General features: G+C 46.2%; 19 protein-coding genes and 2 tRNA genes. 11 read left to right on the forward strand and 10 right to left on the reverse strand.

Going from position 1 to position 19151, the window contains the following annotated elements:
• The first annotated feature begins 43 nt into the window (after nt 1-43).
• Nucleotides 44-775: a tetratricopeptide repeat protein gene (locus OU421_RS10200; RefSeq protein WP_268185991.1), complete on the forward strand. Its 732-nt coding sequence runs from the start codon at nt 44-46 to the stop codon at nt 773-775.
• A 5-nt stretch (nt 776-780) separates the two neighbouring features.
• On the opposite strand, the gene OU421_RS10205 is transcribed toward OU421_RS10200, so the two are convergent.
• The 6 genes from OU421_RS10205 to OU421_RS10230 all read right to left on the reverse strand — a co-directional run bounded on the left by OU421_RS10205 (nt 781) and on the right by OU421_RS10230 (nt 4656).
• A complete protein-coding gene (locus tag OU421_RS10205) occupies nt 781-1641 on the reverse strand; it encodes a damage-control phosphatase ARMT1 family protein (RefSeq protein WP_268185992.1) in 861 nt (286 codons plus the stop codon).
• A gap of 18 nt (nt 1642-1659) precedes the next feature.
• Nucleotides 1660-1734, reverse strand: a tRNA-Pro gene (locus tag OU421_RS10210).
• A gap of 48 nt (nt 1735-1782) precedes the next feature.
• On the reverse strand, nt 1783-1989 hold the full coding sequence (locus tag OU421_RS10215) for a hypothetical protein (RefSeq protein WP_268185993.1): 207 nt from the start codon (nt 1987-1989) through the stop codon (nt 1783-1785).
• Nucleotides 1986-2777 (reverse strand): cell division ATPase MinD, encoded by a 792-nt coding sequence (gene minD, locus OU421_RS10220; protein WP_268185994.1) that lies wholly within the window; start codon nt 2775-2777, stop codon nt 1986-1988. Before minD ends, OU421_RS10215 begins: the two co-directional genes overlap by 4 nt.
• 168 nt (nt 2778-2945) lie before the next feature.
• Nucleotides 2946-3470 carry a hypothetical protein gene (locus OU421_RS10225; RefSeq protein WP_268185995.1) on the reverse strand — a complete coding sequence of 175 codons (525 nt, stop codon included), beginning with the start codon at nt 3468-3470 and terminating at the stop codon, nt 2946-2948.
• A 4-nt stretch (nt 3471-3474) separates the two neighbouring features.
• A complete protein-coding gene (locus OU421_RS10230; protein ID WP_268185996.1) occupies nt 3475-4656 on the reverse strand; it encodes a hypothetical protein in 1182 nt (393 codons plus the stop codon).
• Nucleotides 4657-4831: 175 nt separating this feature from the next.
• Between OU421_RS10230 and OU421_RS10235 the strand changes: the two genes are divergently transcribed.
• Nucleotides 4832-5203, forward strand: a complete 372-nt coding sequence (locus OU421_RS10235; RefSeq protein WP_268185997.1) for a roadblock/LC7 domain-containing protein — start codon at nt 4832-4834, stop codon at nt 5201-5203.
• A gap of 2 nt (nt 5204-5205) precedes the next feature.
• Entirely contained in the window at nt 5206-5835 is a 630-nt protein-coding gene (locus OU421_RS10240) for a response regulator (RefSeq protein WP_268185998.1), read from the forward strand.
• A 9-nt stretch (nt 5836-5844) separates the two neighbouring features.
• On the opposite strand, the gene OU421_RS10245 is transcribed toward OU421_RS10240, so the two are convergent.
• Nucleotides 5845-6273 (reverse strand): phosphate-starvation-inducible PsiE family protein, encoded by a 429-nt coding sequence (locus tag OU421_RS10245; protein ID WP_268185999.1) that lies wholly within the window; start codon nt 6271-6273, stop codon nt 5845-5847.
• 167 nt (nt 6274-6440) lie between these two features.
• Here OU421_RS10245 and OU421_RS10250 point away from each other — a divergent pair.
• The 8 genes from OU421_RS10250 (at nt 6441) to OU421_RS10285 (ending at nt 14828) form a co-directional block, all read left to right on the forward strand.
• Nucleotides 6441-6514, forward strand: a tRNA-Lys gene (locus OU421_RS10250).
• Between the two features lie 85 nt (nt 6515-6599).
• The gene (locus OU421_RS10255) at nt 6600-6854 is read left to right on the forward strand and encodes a DNA-directed RNA polymerase subunit H (RefSeq protein ID WP_268186000.1); all 255 of its coding nucleotides are present in this window, start codon (nt 6600-6602) and stop codon (nt 6852-6854) included.
• Nucleotides 6855-6866: 12 nt separating this feature from the next.
• Nucleotides 6867-8435 (forward strand): DNA-directed RNA polymerase subunit B'', encoded by a 1569-nt coding sequence (locus OU421_RS10260; protein ID WP_407659737.1) that lies wholly within the window; start codon nt 6867-6869, stop codon nt 8433-8435.
• On the forward strand, nt 8432-10258 hold the full coding sequence (gene rpoB / locus OU421_RS10265) for a DNA-directed RNA polymerase subunit B (RefSeq protein ID WP_268186001.1): 1827 nt from the start codon (nt 8432-8434) through the stop codon (nt 10256-10258). The genes OU421_RS10260 and rpoB overlap by 4 nt, the downstream gene beginning before the upstream one ends.
• Before the next feature lie 12 nt (nt 10259-10270).
• Nucleotides 10271-12913: a DNA-directed RNA polymerase subunit A' gene (locus tag OU421_RS10270; RefSeq protein WP_268186002.1), complete on the forward strand. Its 2643-nt coding sequence runs from the start codon at nt 10271-10273 to the stop codon at nt 12911-12913.
• Between the two features lie 11 nt (nt 12914-12924).
• On the forward strand, nt 12925-14076 hold the full coding sequence (gene rpoA2, locus OU421_RS10275; RefSeq protein WP_268187909.1) for a DNA-directed RNA polymerase subunit A'': 1152 nt from the start codon (nt 12925-12927) through the stop codon (nt 14074-14076).
• Nucleotides 14077-14086: 10 nt separating this feature from the next.
• Nucleotides 14087-14377, forward strand: a complete 291-nt coding sequence (locus OU421_RS10280) for a 50S ribosomal protein L30e (RefSeq protein WP_268186003.1) — start codon at nt 14087-14089, stop codon at nt 14375-14377.
• A 1-nt stretch (nt 14378) separates the two neighbouring features.
• Nucleotides 14379-14828 carry a NusA-like transcription termination signal-binding factor gene (locus OU421_RS10285; RefSeq protein ID WP_268186004.1) on the forward strand — a complete coding sequence of 150 codons (450 nt, stop codon included), beginning with the start codon at nt 14379-14381 and terminating at the stop codon, nt 14826-14828.
• A 666-nt stretch (nt 14829-15494) separates the two neighbouring features.
• Here the strand turns inward: OU421_RS10285 and OU421_RS10290 are convergent.
• The 3 genes from OU421_RS10290 to OU421_RS10300 are packed head-to-tail and all read right to left on the reverse strand — an operon-like array spanning nt 15495 to nt 19027.
• On the reverse strand, nt 15495-16526 hold the full coding sequence (locus OU421_RS10290) for a DUF1786 domain-containing protein (protein WP_268186005.1): 1032 nt from the start codon (nt 16524-16526) through the stop codon (nt 15495-15497).
• Between the two features lie 28 nt (nt 16527-16554).
• A complete protein-coding gene (gene nrdD / locus OU421_RS10295; protein ID WP_268186006.1) occupies nt 16555-18756 on the reverse strand; it encodes an anaerobic ribonucleoside-triphosphate reductase in 2202 nt (733 codons plus the stop codon).
• A gap of 1 nt (nt 18757) precedes the next feature.
• Nucleotides 18758-19027 carry a glutaredoxin family protein gene (locus tag OU421_RS10300; protein ID WP_268186007.1) on the reverse strand — a complete coding sequence of 90 codons (270 nt, stop codon included), beginning with the start codon at nt 19025-19027 and terminating at the stop codon, nt 18758-18760.
• Between the last annotated feature and the right edge of the window lie 124 nt (nt 19028-19151).

The raw sequence follows: 19151 nt of genomic DNA on the forward strand, positions 1-19151 counted from the left end.
TGTGTAATAGAATTATACTATCAAAGAATGGGTATTTCCATATATGTCGAGAATTCCGGCGAATAAACTATACGCCCTTGGCTGGTATAATGAAGGCATTGCTCATCTGAAGATCAATCAGTTTGAAGAAGCGATGCAGTTTATCAATACCGCTCTTGATGCGTTGCCGGAAAATCCGGATTTTTTAATCGGCAAAGGCGATGTGTATCTTTCTCTCGGTAACTATGAGGAAGCCTATTATTACTTCCGGAGGGCCGCCGATAATGAGCCTGACAATTTTCGTGCATGGCTGAATATGGGGACGGCGCTCATGCGCCTCGGAAATTATACCGATGCCCTCGCGTGCTATCGCCAGGCAAATATTGTCAGGGATCATAATGGGGAAGTCTGGCTTGGGATTGGCATCTGTCTTCTTAATCTGGGGGAGACGGATGAGGCTTCAAATGCACTGAAGACTGCAATTCGATTGAAGCCGAATCAGCCCGCCCTCTGGTATCATCTTGGACGTATTGAACGTGATACCAGGAAGGCCCTCAACCTTCTTATGCGTGGGTATAGGATGGATCCTGACAATATTGATATTCTGCTTGAGATGACCCGGATCTATATCCAGTTGGGAAACCAGGAAGAGGCAGGGAGAGTCCTTGAACGGGCATATGAAATATCTCCCAAAAATCAGCGTGTTGTTGAGATGATGGAATACTATGTTCTTGAAACGACGTGGAATGAGGTATTTGATAAACCCTATGACTATAGTTCAGAAAATGGGGAATAATCTAATTATTCATGTCTCAGCATTGCAATTCGTGACCCTTTTGGCACCCCAATAGAATCTGCTATGGGTGCGCATTTTACCGTCATGCAGTATGCAACGGGTGGCAGCCCTTCAACTTCAGTCAGGGATTCGTAATTTGCCATGCCTTTTGCAATGATAACTGTGGCATTTTCGATTGCATTTCGTAGATTTTCCGGTGCCAGAGCGGGGTTGTATCCGAGTTCAGCTATTCCATTGGTGTTGGTCATCAGTTCATCGCAGATAGAATCAATTTCAGCAGTATGGGCATCTTCCAGGGTTGCATCATTGATGATCGGCCCTCCACGAACGACCACGGAGATGTGGGCCCCCTGACGTTTCAGATGTCGTATCAGGTATGAATCAAAGATGATCTCTCCACAGTTGTCACAGAGGAAGACCACTCTTTGTGACAGTTTCAGTATTTCATCTGTGTCGTCAATGGTCAGGCCCTTTTTGAATTCATTTCTGAAGTGCGCAGTAAGGTTGTCTGTAACGGTATGTTCGTTTGAGCCGTAATCAAGTGTGTTTCCGATAATTGCTGCAAGACAGAGATCGGAAAAACTCATCTCATCGGTAAGTACCTGTTCGCATACCTTCCGCGCATCTTCATTATCTTTGACCTTGAGGTGGTAGTATGGATCGGATGAACCCATTTCACGATACGCAAGACGATGAATCTTGCTTGAGATTTGGGGTCCTGCATCAGGTATTTTGTAGAGTTCAATAAGAAGATCCCTACATTTTCGGGTTATTTCTCCTGTCTTTTCGGGTGCTGTACCGATAAGATTACATTCGTATTCAATGCGGGATAAAAGACATTCAAAACACGTTTCCGTAATTTTCATATAAACTTCCAAAAATAATGGGGCCACTGCGATTCGAACGCAGGTCAGAAGACCCCCAGTCTCCTAGGATGGTCCAGGCTACCCTATGGCCCCGCCTTATAGTGTTTGTTTGCTTTCTTTATCTAACTTCCTTTTTGAAAATTAGATTTTAATATTTTTAAATTCTTCAACATTCTTTGTCAGTTGTTCGATCTCATTTGATGTCAGGTTAACCTTCCCATTCAGGGAATTCATTTCTGAAAGTAGCTGGTTAATTCTGGTATGCATCAGTTTTACTACAAAAAGGAGAAAAACGATTACTATTCCGAATAATATCAGCATTCCTCCTTCTGCTGTTGTGCCTATCATTTCTTTCCCTTGAATATTGAACGTGCCAGTCTGTCAATAAAACCCTCCCGAGCTTTTTCACTATCCAGGGTTTCTGGATATGGTGTGCCAGCAAGGTTTGCTGCAATTTTTCTGTAGGCTTTTGCTGCGTCTGAATCTGGATATTTGATCACCAGTGGTGATTTATATGCCGCTGACCGCCTGGTATTGGGATCCTCGGGGATTATCCCGATTACTTTTACTCCTAAGACTTCCTCCATTTTTTGTTTAGAAACTTCTGTATTTTCCATTGTAGCCCGTGTGAGGATTGCACCTTTTACACTTCCCCCTACAAGCTCAGTAAGTATCTTCGTCTTCAATGCATCCACCATCGATGATAATTCCGGATTAACTATCAGAATAACTTCATCTGCGATGGCGAGCGGAATAACTCCGTCACGACTGATTCCTGCCGGTGCGTCTATGATGAGAAACTCGCATTCCCCTATCAACTCACGCATAACATCCCGTAATCGGTCAGGATCAGCATTCTGGAATCCTTTCAGTGATATACCGCTCGGAACAACTTTGACACCACAGGGGCCTTCATAGACTGCTTCAGATACCTTTGCGTTACCGGCAAGAACTTCGTGAAGTGTTATCGGGACATCTTCCATTCCCATAATGATGCCGAGGTTTGCCATCCCCATATCAGCATCCATCACGTAGGTTTCTTTTCCCAGTTCAGCAAGGCATGTGCTCAGATTGGCCGATGTTGTGGTCTTACCCGTTCCCCCTTTTCCCGACGCAATAGTGTAAACTTTAACCATGAATACCTCTCAAATTCGTGGATTATACACAGTAGTTCTGTGGTTTTGTAATATTTAATATGTATGGGTTATTGCAAATCAAAAGTGATGGGTGAAATGTCTTTTTTGATGAAGTTATACATAATGTTTATAAAAAAATCGTGAGATATCTGAACAAGCTATAAATACTCATAGCCATTTTGAGAGGATGACGCCACCATCGCGTCTCATCATATCTGCCTGTTCAGGATTTATTTTATTGGTGGTTCTGAATAATATCAATAATTCCTCACCCCGGTAATTGAGGGGTATAATGTGAGTATCTCCAATTTCTGTCATCCCATTTTCCTGATATCTTGCGGTAAGATTTGCCGCTTCTCTTTCACTGTCGGCGTGTGATGAGGCGAGAGAAAATCCATCCTTTGATGCAAGTGTTGCCGAGTCAAGAGTGTATTTCCGTGCATATCTTTTCATACTTTCATTTATGTCAGATGCCCCCTCTGTGAGGTTGATGTCGGGCATTATGGTGCGCTTAGGTTCGGGACTTTTTTGTTCTGGGGGTAATTTTTTTGTTGACTGTGTCTGCTTTTTTTCCTGAATATCGGTCTTTTTGGTGTCTGATATCTTATTCTGAAGATCGAAGATCTTATAGGTCAGAATAATCAGGGCCATAAACAGGATAACAATAATCGCGCTCAGAATTATCAAATACATATCATCATTCATTTATATTTCCTGCCCGTTTTTTTTCATTTTTAGCATCACTAATCAGGTAATCAAGATCAAGCTCTCTAATGACATCCCTGAAATTCTCTCGTACCCTGGATTCCATAAGTTCCATGTCCATATTTTCAAGTCTGTTTACTTCCTGTGCGAAGTCGTCAAGTTCTTCATCATCTTCATCCTTCTCTGAGATCTGGCTTTCTGGTGTTGGTTCTTCGGAAAGTACCGGCGGCAGTTCCGGTGGCTTCTCTTCAGGAATTGTCTGTTTGGATTCTGGTATTTTGCTTTCTTCTGCGCTTTTCTCCTCGCTGAATATATCTTTGACTTCAATGATTTCCCGTGATATGGATGTGATTGAAACTCCTGTTCCTTTGGTCCAGTTATTGGCCCAGTATCCTTCATTGAATTCCAGGGCAAGATCCATCTGGTGCTGGGACAGATCATACGTTTCAGCATTCACGTTTTTTTCAAAATTCTTTTGAATTTCCTGTATGGCTTCTTCCCCGTATTTTGGGGGATAATCAATCATAATACACAGGCCATTGCGGTAAATGATTGATGCCTTACGAATCCCCATTTCGATGATCATATATCCTGAAAAATTATTTTCTTCAGCAGTGCGGACCGCATCAAGAAGGGTGATGGATGTTTGGCTGGTAATGAATTTTCCCCGGGGGAGCTGAAATTCACGTTTCGGTTTCCGGATTTTTGGATTTACTGCAGGTCTGAATTCAAAAATGGTGTTTATACTGTCTGTTGAATCTGGTCGAATTGATTCTTCTGAGATCTGTTGTCTTTTCACCTCGGCCATAATTTTTGATTCATTTATTGGGCTGTTTTCCGTTTTGATTTTTTGCAATGGTTCTTTTTTTGGAAAAACAACAGTACAGCCGGGATTAAACTCGTTGCTCAGGCTGAGTTGCGTTTCAGTGAAGGTATATAGCTCGGCTGAAACCGTTGACGGGTCCATTTCAATCCTTTTATATGCATCGAATCCGCAGAATTTTCCTGTTTTTGCCAGTATGCATCTCCCTTCCCTAAAAACGGTGGAAGCAATATCAGAATTTATGTACAGGTTGCAATGCCCGGTGAATTTTTTTTCAGAAAATTCTTTAAAGAGTTGAGATGGCACAATATCTTTTTTTATTGAATGCAGCGTCCCCCGAGGCAATTGCATATTATTTAAAAGTTAAAATTATATGGTAATAAACCTGTTGTCCCTTTCATGGACGGTAATGATTTCTCTTTGTGGTTAATGGTTCAATATTCATTGTGCACCAATAAATAGAATACATATATGTGATATGGAATCTAATTTGAATTTATCCTCAGGATTTATGTGAGGCATTGCTGTGAGTGACAGGATTTCAATCAAAAAGCAGATTGCAACATATCTGGAAGAATGTGTGGCTCTTGACGGGGTTTCGGGATGTATGATTGTTTCCCGTACGGGTGCGCTTATGGGTGAAAAGATTGATCAGGGAGTATCTGCTCTGTCTTTTGCAGCAATGAGTGCGACGATTCTTGGTTCTGCTGAAGCAGCAGCAGGCCTGATGCATTTTTCTCGCCCCGCTTCAGTTTTTGTTGAGCTGGATGATGGCGGAATTATAATTTTGGGAGCTGGGAAGGCTGCGTTAATAGCGGTAATTATTAATAAATCGGCCGATATACAATCCTTAAAAAGGGACCTGGCGGTTATTACGAATAAAATTGGGGAGAAATAGAGATGTATACGATTCTAATCGTTGATGACAGCCCGATGATCGTTGACGTATTTGTTGCAATGCTTGAACGTGGCGGATATCGGCCTATTGCAGCCTATAGTGGCAATGAATGTCTGGAAGTCCTGGAAGACGTCAGGCCTGATCTTATCCTTCTGGACATCATGATGGAGCCGATGGACGGGTGGGAGACGCTTGAAAATATTAAGATGAATTCTTCGACTGCTGATGTCCCGGTGATGATGCTCACAGCAAAGCAGCTGACTCCTGATGAAGCGCAGGAATATGGTGCGTATATTGAAGATTATATTATGAAGCCGACGACGCACCGTCAGCTGTATGATGCCATTGAATATGTGCTGAAACGGCAGGAAAAGATCAATCTGGATATTGAAGAGGCAAAGAGCAAAGGCACCGATTCAAATATTATTGAAGAGTATGAGCGACTGAGTAAAAGTGCAGATGTGTCTCGTCGTCTTCTGAAGATTTTGGAATCTACCTATAATCTCAACGATTCCAATGTCAAGGTCGGTGAGAATATCCAGCAGGCAATAGAGAGTATGGAGATGAGCATAAAATACCAGGAAGAGCGGCTTGAACAGATCTCCAAAGAATATTTCAATCTAAAAAAGTGATGAAATCAACTATTTCTCTTCTTTTCCCAGGTAAATTATTGCTATTGTCAGAACCAGTATGGCAACGATAGCGAGGACGACTTCTCCAAGGAGGAGTGCTGTCAATGGTTCGGTATCAAAAAAGAGTAGTCTTCTGACCATAGCGGTAATTCCTGCAACCAGTATGGGTCGGATCTGAATGGTGTGTGTGCGCAGGTAGCCGGTCACCGTCTCCATGATTTCAATTATTACAATGGTGAGGAGCACTGCATGCAATGCTTCCATCATGCCTGGTTCTTTTGCTCCGGCTATAATCATCTGAAATCCGGTAATAGCATCAAAAAGTGACAGGATGGCAAGTATCAGCAGAATAACTGCAACAAACACATAGATCAGGTATGTGCCGGACCCCAGTATCCCAATGATCTTTTCTTCGATGTGTTCGTATTCTTTTTTCATTGTTTCTACACTATGGCTGATTCTTTATTTGTCTTTGTATTGGTGGTGATGCTTTCTGCGCGGGAATTGGTGTTGTATGGGTGATTATCTCAGATCTCCTTTTTATGTGTGGGATAGTATTATATGTGTGTTCGTCCAACTTGTTATGCTGATTCGATCAGTGTTTAGGGCCCATAGCTTAGCTAGGAAGAGCGCCTGGCTTTTAACCAGGTGGTCGGGGGTTCAAATCCCTCTAGGCCCGTTGCCACAATGGCATGTGGCGCAAAGTGTGATTTTTTGCGGTGATGCATCTGAAAAAAATATCAGGTACTGATTAGGGGCGCTAGATGGACACCAAAGTTTTTTCTGTAACTGAACATGTGATGGTCCCAGAACATTACATAATGACCCGGGAGGAAGTAGAGAATCTTCTGCAGAAGTATGATATCTCCTACGACCAGTTACCCAAAATCTATCATGATGATCCAGCTGTAAAGACGGTTGGCGGAAATGTCAATGATGTTATTCGAATTGTACGTAACAGCCAGACGGCAGGCCTTGCGGAATCTTTCCGGATGGTTGTCAAGAGGCCGAAAAAATAAATCTTATTGAGGGTGATCTCTCTGCTTGACACAAATGTATTATCTTCAGCCTATTTTTCGCGGGAACATGTCGCACGCCATCAGCTGGATTCCTATAACAATTTTCTGGATTTTAATCTTCAGAAAGTTGTGGATGAGCAGCGGATTATTGAGACCGATATCGGTCAGCGTGGTAAAGATAATGATCCCGTGTGGGTTGAACTCGGTAAAATAGAAGTATTAAAACCAGTTGTACGGGAAGCGGACGGGTCTCAGTCCAGTCTTTTTCCCAGTGAAGCACGGCTTAGAAATTTGACTTATGCAGCACCTATTCAACTCGATATGGTGCTTGTACAGGGTGATGAGCGTCAGGAGGCCATTGTAACAACAATTGGTCAGCTGCCTGTTATGATCGGCTCTCAAAGCTGCAATCTGTGCGGAATGTCTGATGAAGAGCGGATATCCTTTGGAGAAGATTCTCATGACCCTGGTGGTTATTTCATCGTTAATGGATCGGAACGTGTGTTGATGACTCTCGAGGATCTTGCCTCCAACAAGATCATGACAGAATATACGGAGCGGTATAATGAGAGAATTTACGTTGCGAAAGTATTCTCTCAGTTCCGTGGATATCGTGCGCTTGTCATCGTTGAACGGAACCGGAAGAACCTGCTCGAAGTATCCTTCCCGTCTGTCGCCGGTCATCTCAGATATGTTGATCTGATGCGTGGACTTGGGCTGGGTAACGATCTCGATATTGTGCATGCAGTATCTGATGATGAACAGATTCTTACCTTCATGATGCAGAACCTCGAAGAGAGTGAGTGTGATGACACGGAAGAGGGGATTATGTATGTCGGCAAGAAACTTGCTCCGAATCAGACGAGAGATTACCAGCGGAAACGTGCGGAATTTGTTCTTGATAACTATCTCCTTCCTCATCTGAATTATCTGATGCCTGAAGGACTCAAAGAAGAGGATCCCGGATATCAACAGGCAACCGAGAGTGTCAGGCTTGCAAAGGCGTATTTCCTTGGCAGAATGGCAGAGGCATGTTTTGATCTTGTCCTCGAGAATCGGCGGATTGACGATAAGGATCATTACTCAAACAAGCGGCTCAAACTTGCCGGAGATCTTATGGAAGATCTCTTCCGGATATCCTTAAACCGGCTGACCCGTGATGTTAAGTATCAGCTTGAGCGTGCAAGCATGCGTCACCGTGATCTCTCTATCGGGACTGCAGTCCGTGCGGATGTACTGACCGAGCGGCTGCTCCATCCTCTTGCGACAGGAAACTGGGTTGGTGGACGTACCGGTGTGTCGCAGCTTCTTGACAGGATTGATCATATGGCTGTAGTATCTCACCTGCGTCGTGTAATCTCTCCGTTGTCTCGTTCACAGCCGCATTTCGAAGCCCGTGATCTTCATCCAACTCAGTGGGGGCGGATTTGTCCTTCAGAGACTCCGGAGGGTCCAAATTGTGGTCTGGTAAAGAACTTCGCCCAGATGGTAGAAATATCAAAAGGTGTGCCTGATGAACAGGTTGTCAACCGGATGCTCTACAATCTGGGTGTTGAAGAGCTTAAACGGGAGGTATTATGAGCAATAGTCAGAAAAAGTCCCGTGTTTTTGTTGATGGTGCGTTGATTGGTCTTTCTGACTCGCCCAAAGAGCTTGTGACACGGGTCAGAAAAATGAGGCGCCGCGGTGAGCTGTCAGCCGAGGTTAATATCTCCTTTAAGGAATACAATGGGGATATTATCATTCATACTGACCGGGGCCGTGCCCGCCGTCCTTTGATTGTGGTTGAGGAAGGAAAGCCTCTTGTTACGGACGAGGATATAGAGTGGCTGAAATCCGGTGAAATTGATTTCATGGACCTGATCTCACGTGGTATTGTGGAGTTTATCGATGCAGAGGAAGAAGAGGACCTTTTCATTGCCATGAGTGAATCAGAAGTAACGCCTGAACACACCCATCTTGAGATTGACCCGGCACTGATCCTTGGTATCGGAGCAGCACATGTTCCGTTCCCTGAGCATAATGCATCCCCTCGTGTTACGATGGGTGCTGGTATGATCAAACAGGCACTCGGGTTTGGCTGTTCGAATATGAAACTTCGTCCGGATACCCGTGGCCATTTTCTTCATTATGCGCAGAAGCCGCTTGTTCATACCCAGACATCGAAGATCATCGGCTCTGATGACCGGCCGGCCGGGCAGAATCTTGTTGTTGCTATTCTTTCATATGAAGGATTCAATATTGAGGATTCTCTCATTTTTAATCAGGGGTCACTTAACCGCGGTGTTGGACGTTCACACTTTTTACGAACATATGATGGCGAAGAACGTCGATACCCTGGTGGACAGGTCGATAAAATCGAGGTCCCGGATGAGGAAGTGTCGGGAGCACATGGTGCCGAATATTATCAGAATCTGGACACCGATGGTATCATCAACCCGGAAACCGTTGTTCATGAAAAGGATATTCTTATCGGCAAAACCTCTCCGCCCCGGTTCCTTGAAGAACCATCTGGTGAGCTTATTACCGTTGAGAAGCGCAGGGACACCTCAGTCACCATGCGAAGCAATGAACGGGGTATTGTTGATACGGTCATCCTTACCGAAGGAGAAAACAGTTCCCGTCTGGTCAAAGTGCGCACACGTGACCTCCGTGTTCCTGAAGTTGGTGACAAATTTGCATCCCGTCACGGACAGAAGGGTGTTGTGGGTCTGATTGTCCCCCAGGAAAATATGCCCTTTACGGAAGCAGGAATCGCACCCGATCTGGTTATCAATCCACATGCAATTCCGTCACGTATGACCATCGGACATATGCTGGAGATGCTTGGAGGAAAGGTTGGTTCGATGGAAGGACGGCGCATCAATGCCACCGCGTTCTCCGGAGAGCCGGAAACGGTTCTCAGGGAATCACTTGCCAAACTCGGGTTTTCTCATAATGGCCGGGAAGTAATGCGCGATGGTATCACCGGAAGACAGTTCCACGCTGATATTTATGTTGGTGTTATCTACTACCAGAAGCTCTACCACATGGTATCTTCGAAGATGCACGCCCGTTCCCGTGGGCCTGTGCAGGTGTTAACCCGTCAGCCAACAGAAGGACGTGCCCGTGAGGGAGGTCTCAGATTTGGTGAGATGGAGCGTGATGTCATGATCGGACATGGTGCGGCAATGGCGCTGAAAGAGAGGCTTCTGGACGAATCTGACAAGGTTGAACAGTATGTCTGCGCCAAGTGCGGAATGATTGCGTTCCTCGATCGTAACCGGAATGTTACCCGCTGTCTTGCATGCGGGAATGAGACCGACATCTATCCGGTTGAGATGAGTTATGCATTCAAACTTCTCCTTGATGAGATGAAGAGTATGGGTATTGCACCCAGAATGCACCTGGAGGACCAGGTATAGGGGGATCGAAATATGCCAAGTCCAAAACGAGTGGGGAAGATTGAATTTGGTCTTCTCTCACCTAAAGAAATCCGTAAAATGAGTGTACGGAAGATCATCTGGGCTGATACCTATGATGATGATGGTTTTCCCTATCCCCAGGGTCTGATGGACCTGCACCTTGGTGTTATTGACCCGGGTTTACGGTGTAAAACATGTGGGAACAAGGCATCAGAATGTCCGGGGCATTTTGGCCATATTGAGCTTGCCAAACCCGTTATTCATGTCGGATATACTCGTCTTATCCGGAAATTACTCCGTGTTTCATGCAGGGAATGCAGCAGACTTCTTCTGAGTCAGGACGAAATATACAAGATCCTGGGTCCTGTAGAAGAACGTAATGCGGATGTTATTTCTGAGAAGGATATCAAAAAAGAGCGGATTTGTCCCCATTGCGGCGCTCAGCAGAACAAGATTAACTTTGAGAAGCCAACAACGTTTTCTGAGGTCTGGACCGATGAAAACGGCCGCAAAATTGATCACAAACTGACGCCTGCTGATATTCGTGGCCGTCTGGAGAAGATCCCTGATGAGGATCTCCGTCTCCTTGGGATAAACCCCGAGGTTGCCCGTCCGGAATGGACACTTCTCACGGTGCTGCCTGTGCCTCCTGTTACAATGAGGCCATCGATTATTCTTGAAAACGGACAGCGGTCTGAGGATGATCTGACACACAAGCTTGTTGATATCATACGAATTAATCAGCGGTTTAAGGAAAACCAGGATGCAGGGGCGCCGCAGCTGATCATTGAGGATCTCTGGGAACTGTTACAATACCACGTGACTACCTATATGGACAATGAAGTGGCAGGGTGTCCGCCTGCACGGCATCGTTCCGGGAGACCTCTCAAGACAATATCTCAGCGCCTTAAAGGTAAGGATGGCCGTTTCAGGGGATCACTGTCCGGAAAGCGTGTCAATTTTTCGGCACGTACCGTGATCTCACCGGACCCCAATATGAGTATTGGTCAGGTGGGAATCCCTCTTGCTGTTGCAAATGAGATGAGTGTCCCGATTCGTGTGACTCCGTTCAATATTGAAGAAGTCCGGGCAATGGTGCTGAAAGGCCCGGTCCGGAATTCACTGACTGAACCATGCGGTGCGAATTATGCGATTCGACCTGATAACAGGCGTGTCCGCCTGAATGAACTAACCTGTGAGACCGTTGCAGACCAGCTGGAACCGGGGTGGACTGTTGACCGTCAGATTAGAAACAATGATATTGTTCTCTTTAACCGTCAGCCGTCACTGCACAGAATGTCCATTATGGCGCACCGGGTAATTCTGATGAACGGAAGAACATTCCGTCTGAACCCTGCTGTATGTCCACCATACAATGCTGATTTTGATGGTGATGAGATGAACCTTCATATTCCACAGACAGAAGAGGCACGGGCAGAAGCCCATATGCTTGCGTCTGTCTATGAGAACATTCTCTCACCACGTTTCGGTGGACCAATTATTGGTGGTATCCACGATCACATCTCAGGGATTTTCCTTTTGACGCACACCCTTCGGTGGTTCACGAAGGAGGAAGTTATCTCACTCGTGAAGTTCAATCCTCCCGAGCACCTTCCGGTACCTGGCAAAGTGGAAGACGGGATTGAATTCTGGTCCAATAAGCAGGTATTCTCCATGATTCTGCCCGATGACCTGAATCTTGTCTACCGTGCCAGTTCCTGTAAAGACTGTGCAGAATGTAAGAAGGGCGAGTGTGAGCAGGACTCATATGTTCAGGTCATCAATGGTGAACTTCTGACAGGAACGATAGACAAGAAGTCCATTGGTGCATTTAAGGGAAATATCCTTCAGCGGATCATCCGGCAGCACGGTCAGCGTCGTGGTGCACAGTTTATTGATGATGTGACCCGGCTCTCCATTCGTGCGATTATGTTTGACGGGTTTTCATTCGGAATTGATGATGAAGATCTGACAAAGACCGAGTATAAGCAGATTGATGAGGGACTTGATGAGGCAATGCGTGATGTTGCACGCCGGATTCAGATATATGAAGAAGGACAGCTTGAACCGATGCCCGGTCGTACCCTTGAAGAGACTCTTGAGATGCAGATTATGCAGGTTCTTGGAAAAGCCCGTGATAAGACTGGTGAAATCGCAGGACGTCACCTTGGTCTCTCCAACAGTGCTGTGGTAATGGCTGTCAGTGGTGCCCGTGGTTCAATGCTGAACCTTACCCAGATGGCTGGTTGTATCGGTCAGCAGGCAGTACGTGGTGAGCGTATTACACGAGGTTACGAAGACCGGACTCTCCCTCATTTCAAACGGGGAGATCGTGGGGCTCCTGCTCATGGGTTCGTTCGCAACAGCTACAAGAGCGGACTGACACCGACAGAATTCTTCTTCCATGCCATTGGTGGACGTGAAGGTCTTGTCGATACTGCGGTTCGTACGTCACAGAGTGGATACCTGCAACGCAGAATGATCAATGCACTTCAGGATCTGAAGGTGGCATATGATCAGACCGTCCGGACAACCGGCGGCAGAATTATTCAGTTCAAGTATGGTGAAGATAATACTGATCCGGCAAAGAGCTGTTTTGGAGACCCGGTCGATGTGCAGGGAATTCTTGAAAATGTGCTGAAGGAGGAAGTCTGATGGATTCCAGAATGATTGAGGAGATCAATGCAGCTGATATCCCGGAGAAGACGAAAAATGACCTGAAAAGATTAATGGAAGGTCATGCTATCTCCTCAGAGCAGTTTGAAGAGATTATGCGCCAGGTTTATTATGAGTATGAGAAGACCCGTATCGAGCCCTGTGAAGCGGTAGGAATTATCGCGGCACAGTCCATCGGTGAACCGGGCACTCAGATGACCATGCGAACTTTCCACTATGCTGGTGTGGCTGAAATTAACGTTACCCTCGGTCTGCCGCGTCTCATTGAGATCATGGATGCACGAAAGAGCCCGTCAACCCCTACTATGACTATCTATCTGGAAGGGGAATGCGCGAGTAACCGTGACCGTGCCCGTGATGTGAGCTGGCAGATTGAGGCTACGCGCCTCAATGAATTTGGGGATGTTTCAACCGACCTTGTTCAGATGATGGTGACGGTAAAAATTAACCGTGAAGTCTGTGACAAACGAAAAATCACGGTAGAAGAGATTATTGAGCGGGCGCCGGATAAGATTAGGCATCGGCATCATTATCGTGATTTTGAATCTGAATCCGATCTTGATAATGAACTTCTCATATTCTATCCAAAGGATCGTGAGAGTTACCAGAATCTGTTCCAGCTGGCAAACCATGTGCGCGATGTCATTGTCCAGGGTATCGACGATATAGAACGTGTTGTTGTCAGAAAGGAAGGAGGAGAGTATATTCTATATACAGAAGGCTCAAATCTTAAGGATGTATTCAACGTAGACGGTGTTGATAAAAACCGTACACGGACAAATAACATTGCAGAGATCTCGGAGGTTCTGGGAATCGAAGCTGGCAGAAACGCAATCATCGATGAGGCACTGAGCACACTGCGTGAACAGGGTATCGATGTTGATGTTCGTCATATCATGCTTGTCGCTGATATGATGTGCATGGACGGGGAAGTCAAACAGATCGGACGTCATGGTATTGCAGGAGAGAAAGAAAGTGTTCTTTCCCGTGCAGCATTTGAGGTTACCGTTAATCACCTGCTTGATGCAGCCGTTGCAAATGAAGAAGATATTCTTCAGGGTGTCACAGAAAATGTCATCGTCGGCCAGCCAATTCAGCTGGGAACCGGAGATGTAAAATTAATTGCAAAACCATTTAACTAGGAGCAAAATTATGGATTTCGAAAGCTCATTGCGCCGCGCAATAAAAACAGGAACAGTAAAAAGCGGCCAAAAATCAACAAAAGAATGCATTGAAAACAAGACAGCCCAGCTCGTTGTTGTTGCTGAGAACTGCCCGGAAGAATTTGTCGCATCAATTTCCGAAACATCAGATGTCTTTGTCTATACGTATGACGGATCCAGTGTCCTTCTCGGAAAGACATGTGGCCGGCCTCATATGGTAAGTGCGCTCGCAGTTGTTGATGCAGGTGAGTCTGATATTCTTTCACTCAAGAGGGCATAATATGGGAGAAATTGTACTGAATGAACAGAGCCTTCAGCTGATGGCTCAGTTTGAGCAGCTGACCGGTGCGGGAAGCAGAGACTGCATCATCGATGAGAGAAACGAACGTCTGATCTTCGTTATAAACCCGGGTGAGATGGGTCGCGCAATCGGAAAACAGGGCTCAAGTATCAAGAAGGCCTCTGATGACCTCGGTAAGCGTATTGAGGTCGTTGAATTCTCCGATGACGCAGAACAGTTCTTACGGAATTGTTTCCTTCCCGCACGCGTTACCTCTGTCCAGTTTGAAGAAAATGAGGAAGGTGACCTCGTCGCATTTATCGATGTGGTTGAGGAAGATCGCGGCATTGCTATCGGCAAAGCAGGAAAGAATATTTTTAAGGCAAAATGTCTTGCAGAACGTCAGCACGACGTTGCGAATGTTCAGCTTGTTCAGGATGACGCTGAATAATTCCTGTCTTTTTTTCCCTGATATTTATTGAACTGACATAATCATCGAGACGTGTCGATAGTCATTGATATTCATCTACACTCATCTTGACTGTATTTCCATGCGGGGGATCCCCTGACTGTAAGTTATCTGGGACAACGTTATAGCCATAGGACCGGGCCAGGAATTCCCCTCGCTCCTTAGGGGGGAGGTAGTTCATGGCATATGCACTGTACGGGTTGCACCACAATTTTTCTGCCAGAAGAAATGTTTTCAATTCACACAATGAAGAAACCAGAAATCCAATATTCTGTCCCCTTTCGTACAAGGCGCATCGCTTGAGGGGGCTGTCGGGGGCGAAGCCCCCTGACTGTTATGCCTCCGTCCAACTCATCCAAAATCCGAAAAGAGAACCCCCTACTCCCGCACGGCCACGGCCGTGCTCCTCCTCCCCCCTCTGGGGGGAGGCAGTTCATGGGATACGCATTGTACGGGTTGCACCATGATTTTTCTGCCAGAAGAAATGTTTTAATTCACATAATGAAAAAACCAGAAATCCAACCTTCTGTCCCCTTACGTACAGGGTGTATCGACATGTGGGGGCTGTCGGGGGCGAAGCCCCCTGATTGTGAGGCATCAGTACAACTCAGCCAAACATCTTACCCCTAAAAAAAGATATTCGAAAATTTATACCCGTTTTTTCATCCAGGTAGAGAGTAGTCCGAAACAGCCGGTGAGCATCATGTCACCATACGGCGATGCCTGATACGCATCCGGGAGAATCTTTCTGCGGTTCGGACCGGTAACGGCGATGAGTGACGGGCTGCATGTACGGTTTACCGCAGCACCGTGCCCATGGTCGTTATACACCTCTTCATTTGTCAGAGTACCGTTATGCAGTTTTGTGAGATACTGCCTGCATGTTCCGTCATTCATGAGCACCCGCGAGTGATGTTCAAAGATACCGCAGATCTCATCTCCTTCTATTGTTACTGCCAGGGTGTGCCCATTTCCGGCGTTTACAATGGTGACGCCACGGTCCTTTGCCTCATTCACTATCGGATCCTGAAGAGCCCCGAAGATCGCGGCAGCGCCAGTGTCCATCACGAGCGCATGCGGCCTGATATCACGAATTGCCTGCATCCGTGTCATAGATGTGTGCGGGGGATCCTGTATGAGTGAGCGGATATTCCAGTCTCCCCTTTCAAGCATTTCTTTCAGATGGAGGAATCTGAATTTACGGTTACTCATATTCGGGCTGTAACCATGATCCTGTACTGCAACAGCCAGATGATTTGGATAGGGAATACCAAACCGTGAAAACGTCTCCCGGAGCTCAGTTTCCATATAATCTCCGGTCCGGATGATTACCGCATCCTCAGGGGGAGTATCGGTGATAGCCACCCCGAGGCTCTGTACATATTCCAGGTTGTCACGGATGGTGAGCGCGGCTGTCGGGGATGCGGAGAGTTTCAGCCCTTTTGGCAACCAGTGCTTGATTACCTGGGTATTTTTTCCCCCTCCCATCACCGGTCCTGCAAGATGGACTGGCTGCCCCTTCTCTGCTGCCTTCTCAATTGCCATCCCGGTGATTACATTTGGTGACGGCAGAACCATTTTCACCGAATTTTCAATCGGCTGGTCGGGTGTATAGAGTAAAATATCCTGCGTCCCCCTCCCGATATCCAGGAGGAGAACAGGAACGTCTGGTCCTCTCATATTAATGCAATATGGGAGGTGAAAATAGTTAAACTTCTACCCGTCTGTCCGCAACAGAAAAGGAGGATTCCGGATTCTTTTCTGACCGGTACTCCTTGAACTGTCTGAGGGATACGGTGAGGTCACGGGTAAAGGCAAAGTAGCCAATCTGGGTATTTCTGCAGAGATTCATTGCCATATCCATCAGGCCACGAGGGTCGGGTCGTGCCTCCCCGAGCCAGATATGGAAGATATTGCCCCCATCAACGATGGGGAAGAATACATGTTCAATCTCCATGCGTTTTGTCAATGGAACGTCTGCACCCGGTGTCACATGTGTCCCATTAGTATAATACACCGGCAGATCAAATTTCTGGCCCAGTTCAGGAATGGTTGCCTCCAGATCACCCTTGACGATTCTTTCGGCATGTGCCTTGAATCTTTGGTCTATCAGGTCTGCGATGGCAAAGCGCTGTCCGGTTGTTTCGGCCGGTGTTCGTGCGAGAGCGATGGTCATGCCTGATTTCTGTGAGAGTTCATGTGAATAGAGTTCCATCTCTGTCAGGGCTCGGATTGCAAAATTGAATGCCTCACGGCTTTCGTGTAACTGGTATCCGGTATGATGCTGCACCATTTCATTGATACCGACAATACCAATGGTATAGACCAGTCCCTCAAAATCAACGCCAACAGGACCCCGCTCTTCCATATCAGGATCATTGGGGTCTTTTGGACGCTGCATGGCAAAGGGCATTCTCCCGGTTGCCCGGATATGATTCATCCAGCGCCGTTTTATATGGAATATTTCAACAGAGACATCCATCAGTTTTTTGAGTTCTGCAAAGAGCCGTTCATCGCTGCCCTCTGCTTTGAAAGCTGCACGGGGACAGTTTACCGATAATACCTGCCATGAACCCATTGAGAAGTGCTTTCCGTCTTTGAAAAGCATCTTCTCGTCAAATTCATCATCATCTTCTGCGAGGGATGAGAACTGATACGCACAGCACTGGTAACAGGATATTCCTTCTCCGGCGCCGCGGTATGCCGGTATCTGGTTGTCATAATAGGGTGTGCCGTATTTGGATGCGAGCTCAAAGGTCATCAGGTAGAGATCATGATATGTTGGAAGATCTGGGTTTGTGGCATTATATTCCTCGTCCTCTGTCATGAATTCGGGTTCAATACTGATCTCTGGTTTCGGGAAATTGAATGGTTTTCCCCAGTAATCCCCTTCCAGCATCACTTCCATCAGGGCTTTAAAGAGAAGTCGTACTTCCCGTTCAAATTCACCATATATACGTTCCGGTGCCTGTACGCCGTTCCAGACCTTCCCTTTATATACACAGGGTTTTTCTTTCCAGAGACCGGGAACTCCCGGTGAGAGCTGGACTGATGAGAAGACGACCTGGCCGCCACGGGCGACCATCATCTGTGTCATCTCATACACAAACATCTGCATGAGTTGTTTGATGTCAAGATACGAAAACCCTTCAAAGTACGGGGCAAGAAATGTCAGGAAATTGTAGTATCCCTGTCCGCCGGCAAAGTTTGTCTGGGCGCTCCCGAGTGCCTTCACTGCGTGGAGGACGGCGACTTCGGCACGTTTTGCAGGGCCCGCGACAGATGCCTTTGTACCACTGCCGTCGGGCATAAGACCATAATAGAAGAAGTAGCGCAGGTCCCAGTCCTGGCAGAACGGTCGTGTGCCAAAGTATTCAAGGTCATGGATATGAAGGTCTCCTGCCAGATGATAGTCAGCGAGTTCCGGAGGGAGCTGAAGCAGGTACTGCTCTTTACTGATCTTGTCCGCCTTCTTTTTGTGGGATGTCTCCGCATTTTCCTGCAGGTTTGCGTTATCGTGTGCCTCAAATCCCCTGCCAACATCGATTAAATGTGCATCATAAACAGGGGTTCCGACGCGTGTGCAGACATTTCTGTAACTGGTTAAATCGCGTTCAAGAAGTGTGATATTGAGAATTTCCCGGATCAAAGGGCCGGAAAGAGATTTTAACTTCAGTTTTTTAATTTTGTTTTCCACTTCAAGCGCAATCTCGCGTGCAAGCTCAACGTCAGCACCAACACTACCATAAAATGTTTCAACCAGTTGTGTCTCTTTGAGAATCTGCGTTACGATTTTTTCCCTGTCCCATTCAACAATATGGCCCCTCGATGTCCTGACTTTTGGAAGTGTGGGTACATAGAAGCCATCAAGTGTCTGCTGAGTCTCTGCATGACGGGGATTTTTTGGCATATTACTCTCTCCGAAGCAATGGATTAACGACTTCCTCACGAACACCTTCTACACCAAAGAGATCCTTTGATATCAGGAAAGTTGTTCCAACCTGTAAAACCGGCGCCTCACGTACAAATACACCATTTATTCTGAGTTCTGTCAGTGCCTCTGCGTCCATCATATTGCGGATGGCATATTCGATACCTGCCGCATCCAGATATTCTTTTAAAAGTTCGCAGTTCGGGCAGTTTTCAAGTGTATATACATTGATCTTGGCTGCATCTGTCACAGAAAAAAATCCCCCATGGATTCGTATACCAATGTTATGTCTGAACTAAAAATAATACTTCTTTCCTGTTCGCGTATTCGGAGGCATGGGTAACCCTATCTGATAAAAAGTTCAATATATCTGT

This window comes from Methanogenium organophilum (genome assembly GCF_026684035.1).
Lineage (GTDB): Archaea > Halobacteriota > Methanomicrobia > Methanomicrobiales > Methanomicrobiaceae > Methanogenium > Methanogenium organophilum.

Coding starts and splice junctions, on each gene's coding strand:
- OU421_RS10230 (WP_268185996.1), bottom strand. CDS start 4,656: ATGCAATTGCCTCGGGGGACGCTGCATTCAATAAAAAAAGATATTGTG.
- OU421_RS10285 (WP_268186004.1), top strand. CDS start 14,379: ATGGGAGAAATTGTACTGAATGAACAGAGCCTTCAGCTGATGGCTCAG.
- OU421_RS10225 (WP_268185995.1), bottom strand. CDS start 3,470: ATGTATTTGATAATTCTGAGCGCGATTATTGTTATCCTGTTTATGGCC.
- OU421_RS10215 (WP_268185993.1), bottom strand. CDS start 1,989: ATGATAGGCACAACAGCAGAAGGAGGAATGCTGATATTATTCGGAATA.
- OU421_RS10280 (WP_268186003.1), top strand. CDS start 14,087: ATGGATTTCGAAAGCTCATTGCGCCGCGCAATAAAAACAGGAACAGTA.
- nrdD (WP_268186006.1), bottom strand. CDS start 18,756: ATGCCAAAAAATCCCCGTCATGCAGAGACTCAGCAGACACTTGATGGC.
- rpoB (WP_268186001.1), top strand. CDS start 8,432: ATGAGCAATAGTCAGAAAAAGTCCCGTGTTTTTGTTGATGGTGCGTTG.
- rpoA2 (WP_268187909.1), top strand. CDS start 12,925: ATGATTGAGGAGATCAATGCAGCTGATATCCCGGAGAAGACGAAAAAT.
- OU421_RS10200 (WP_268185991.1), top strand. CDS start 44: ATGTCGAGAATTCCGGCGAATAAACTATACGCCCTTGGCTGGTATAAT.
- OU421_RS10290 (WP_268186005.1), bottom strand. CDS start 16,526: ATGAGAGGACCAGACGTTCCTGTTCTCCTCCTGGATATCGGGAGGGGG.
- OU421_RS10245 (WP_268185999.1), bottom strand. CDS start 6,273: ATGAAAAAAGAATACGAACACATCGAAGAAAAGATCATTGGGATACTG.
- OU421_RS10270 (WP_268186002.1), top strand. CDS start 10,271: ATGCCAAGTCCAAAACGAGTGGGGAAGATTGAATTTGGTCTTCTCTCA.
- minD (WP_268185994.1), bottom strand. CDS start 2,777: ATGGTTAAAGTTTACACTATTGCGTCGGGAAAAGGGGGAACGGGTAAG.
- OU421_RS10205 (WP_268185992.1), bottom strand. CDS start 1,641: ATGAAAATTACGGAAACGTGTTTTGAATGTCTTTTATCCCGCATTGAA.
- OU421_RS10240 (WP_268185998.1), top strand. CDS start 5,206: ATGTATACGATTCTAATCGTTGATGACAGCCCGATGATCGTTGACGTA.
- OU421_RS10255 (WP_268186000.1), top strand. CDS start 6,600: ATGGACACCAAAGTTTTTTCTGTAACTGAACATGTGATGGTCCCAGAA.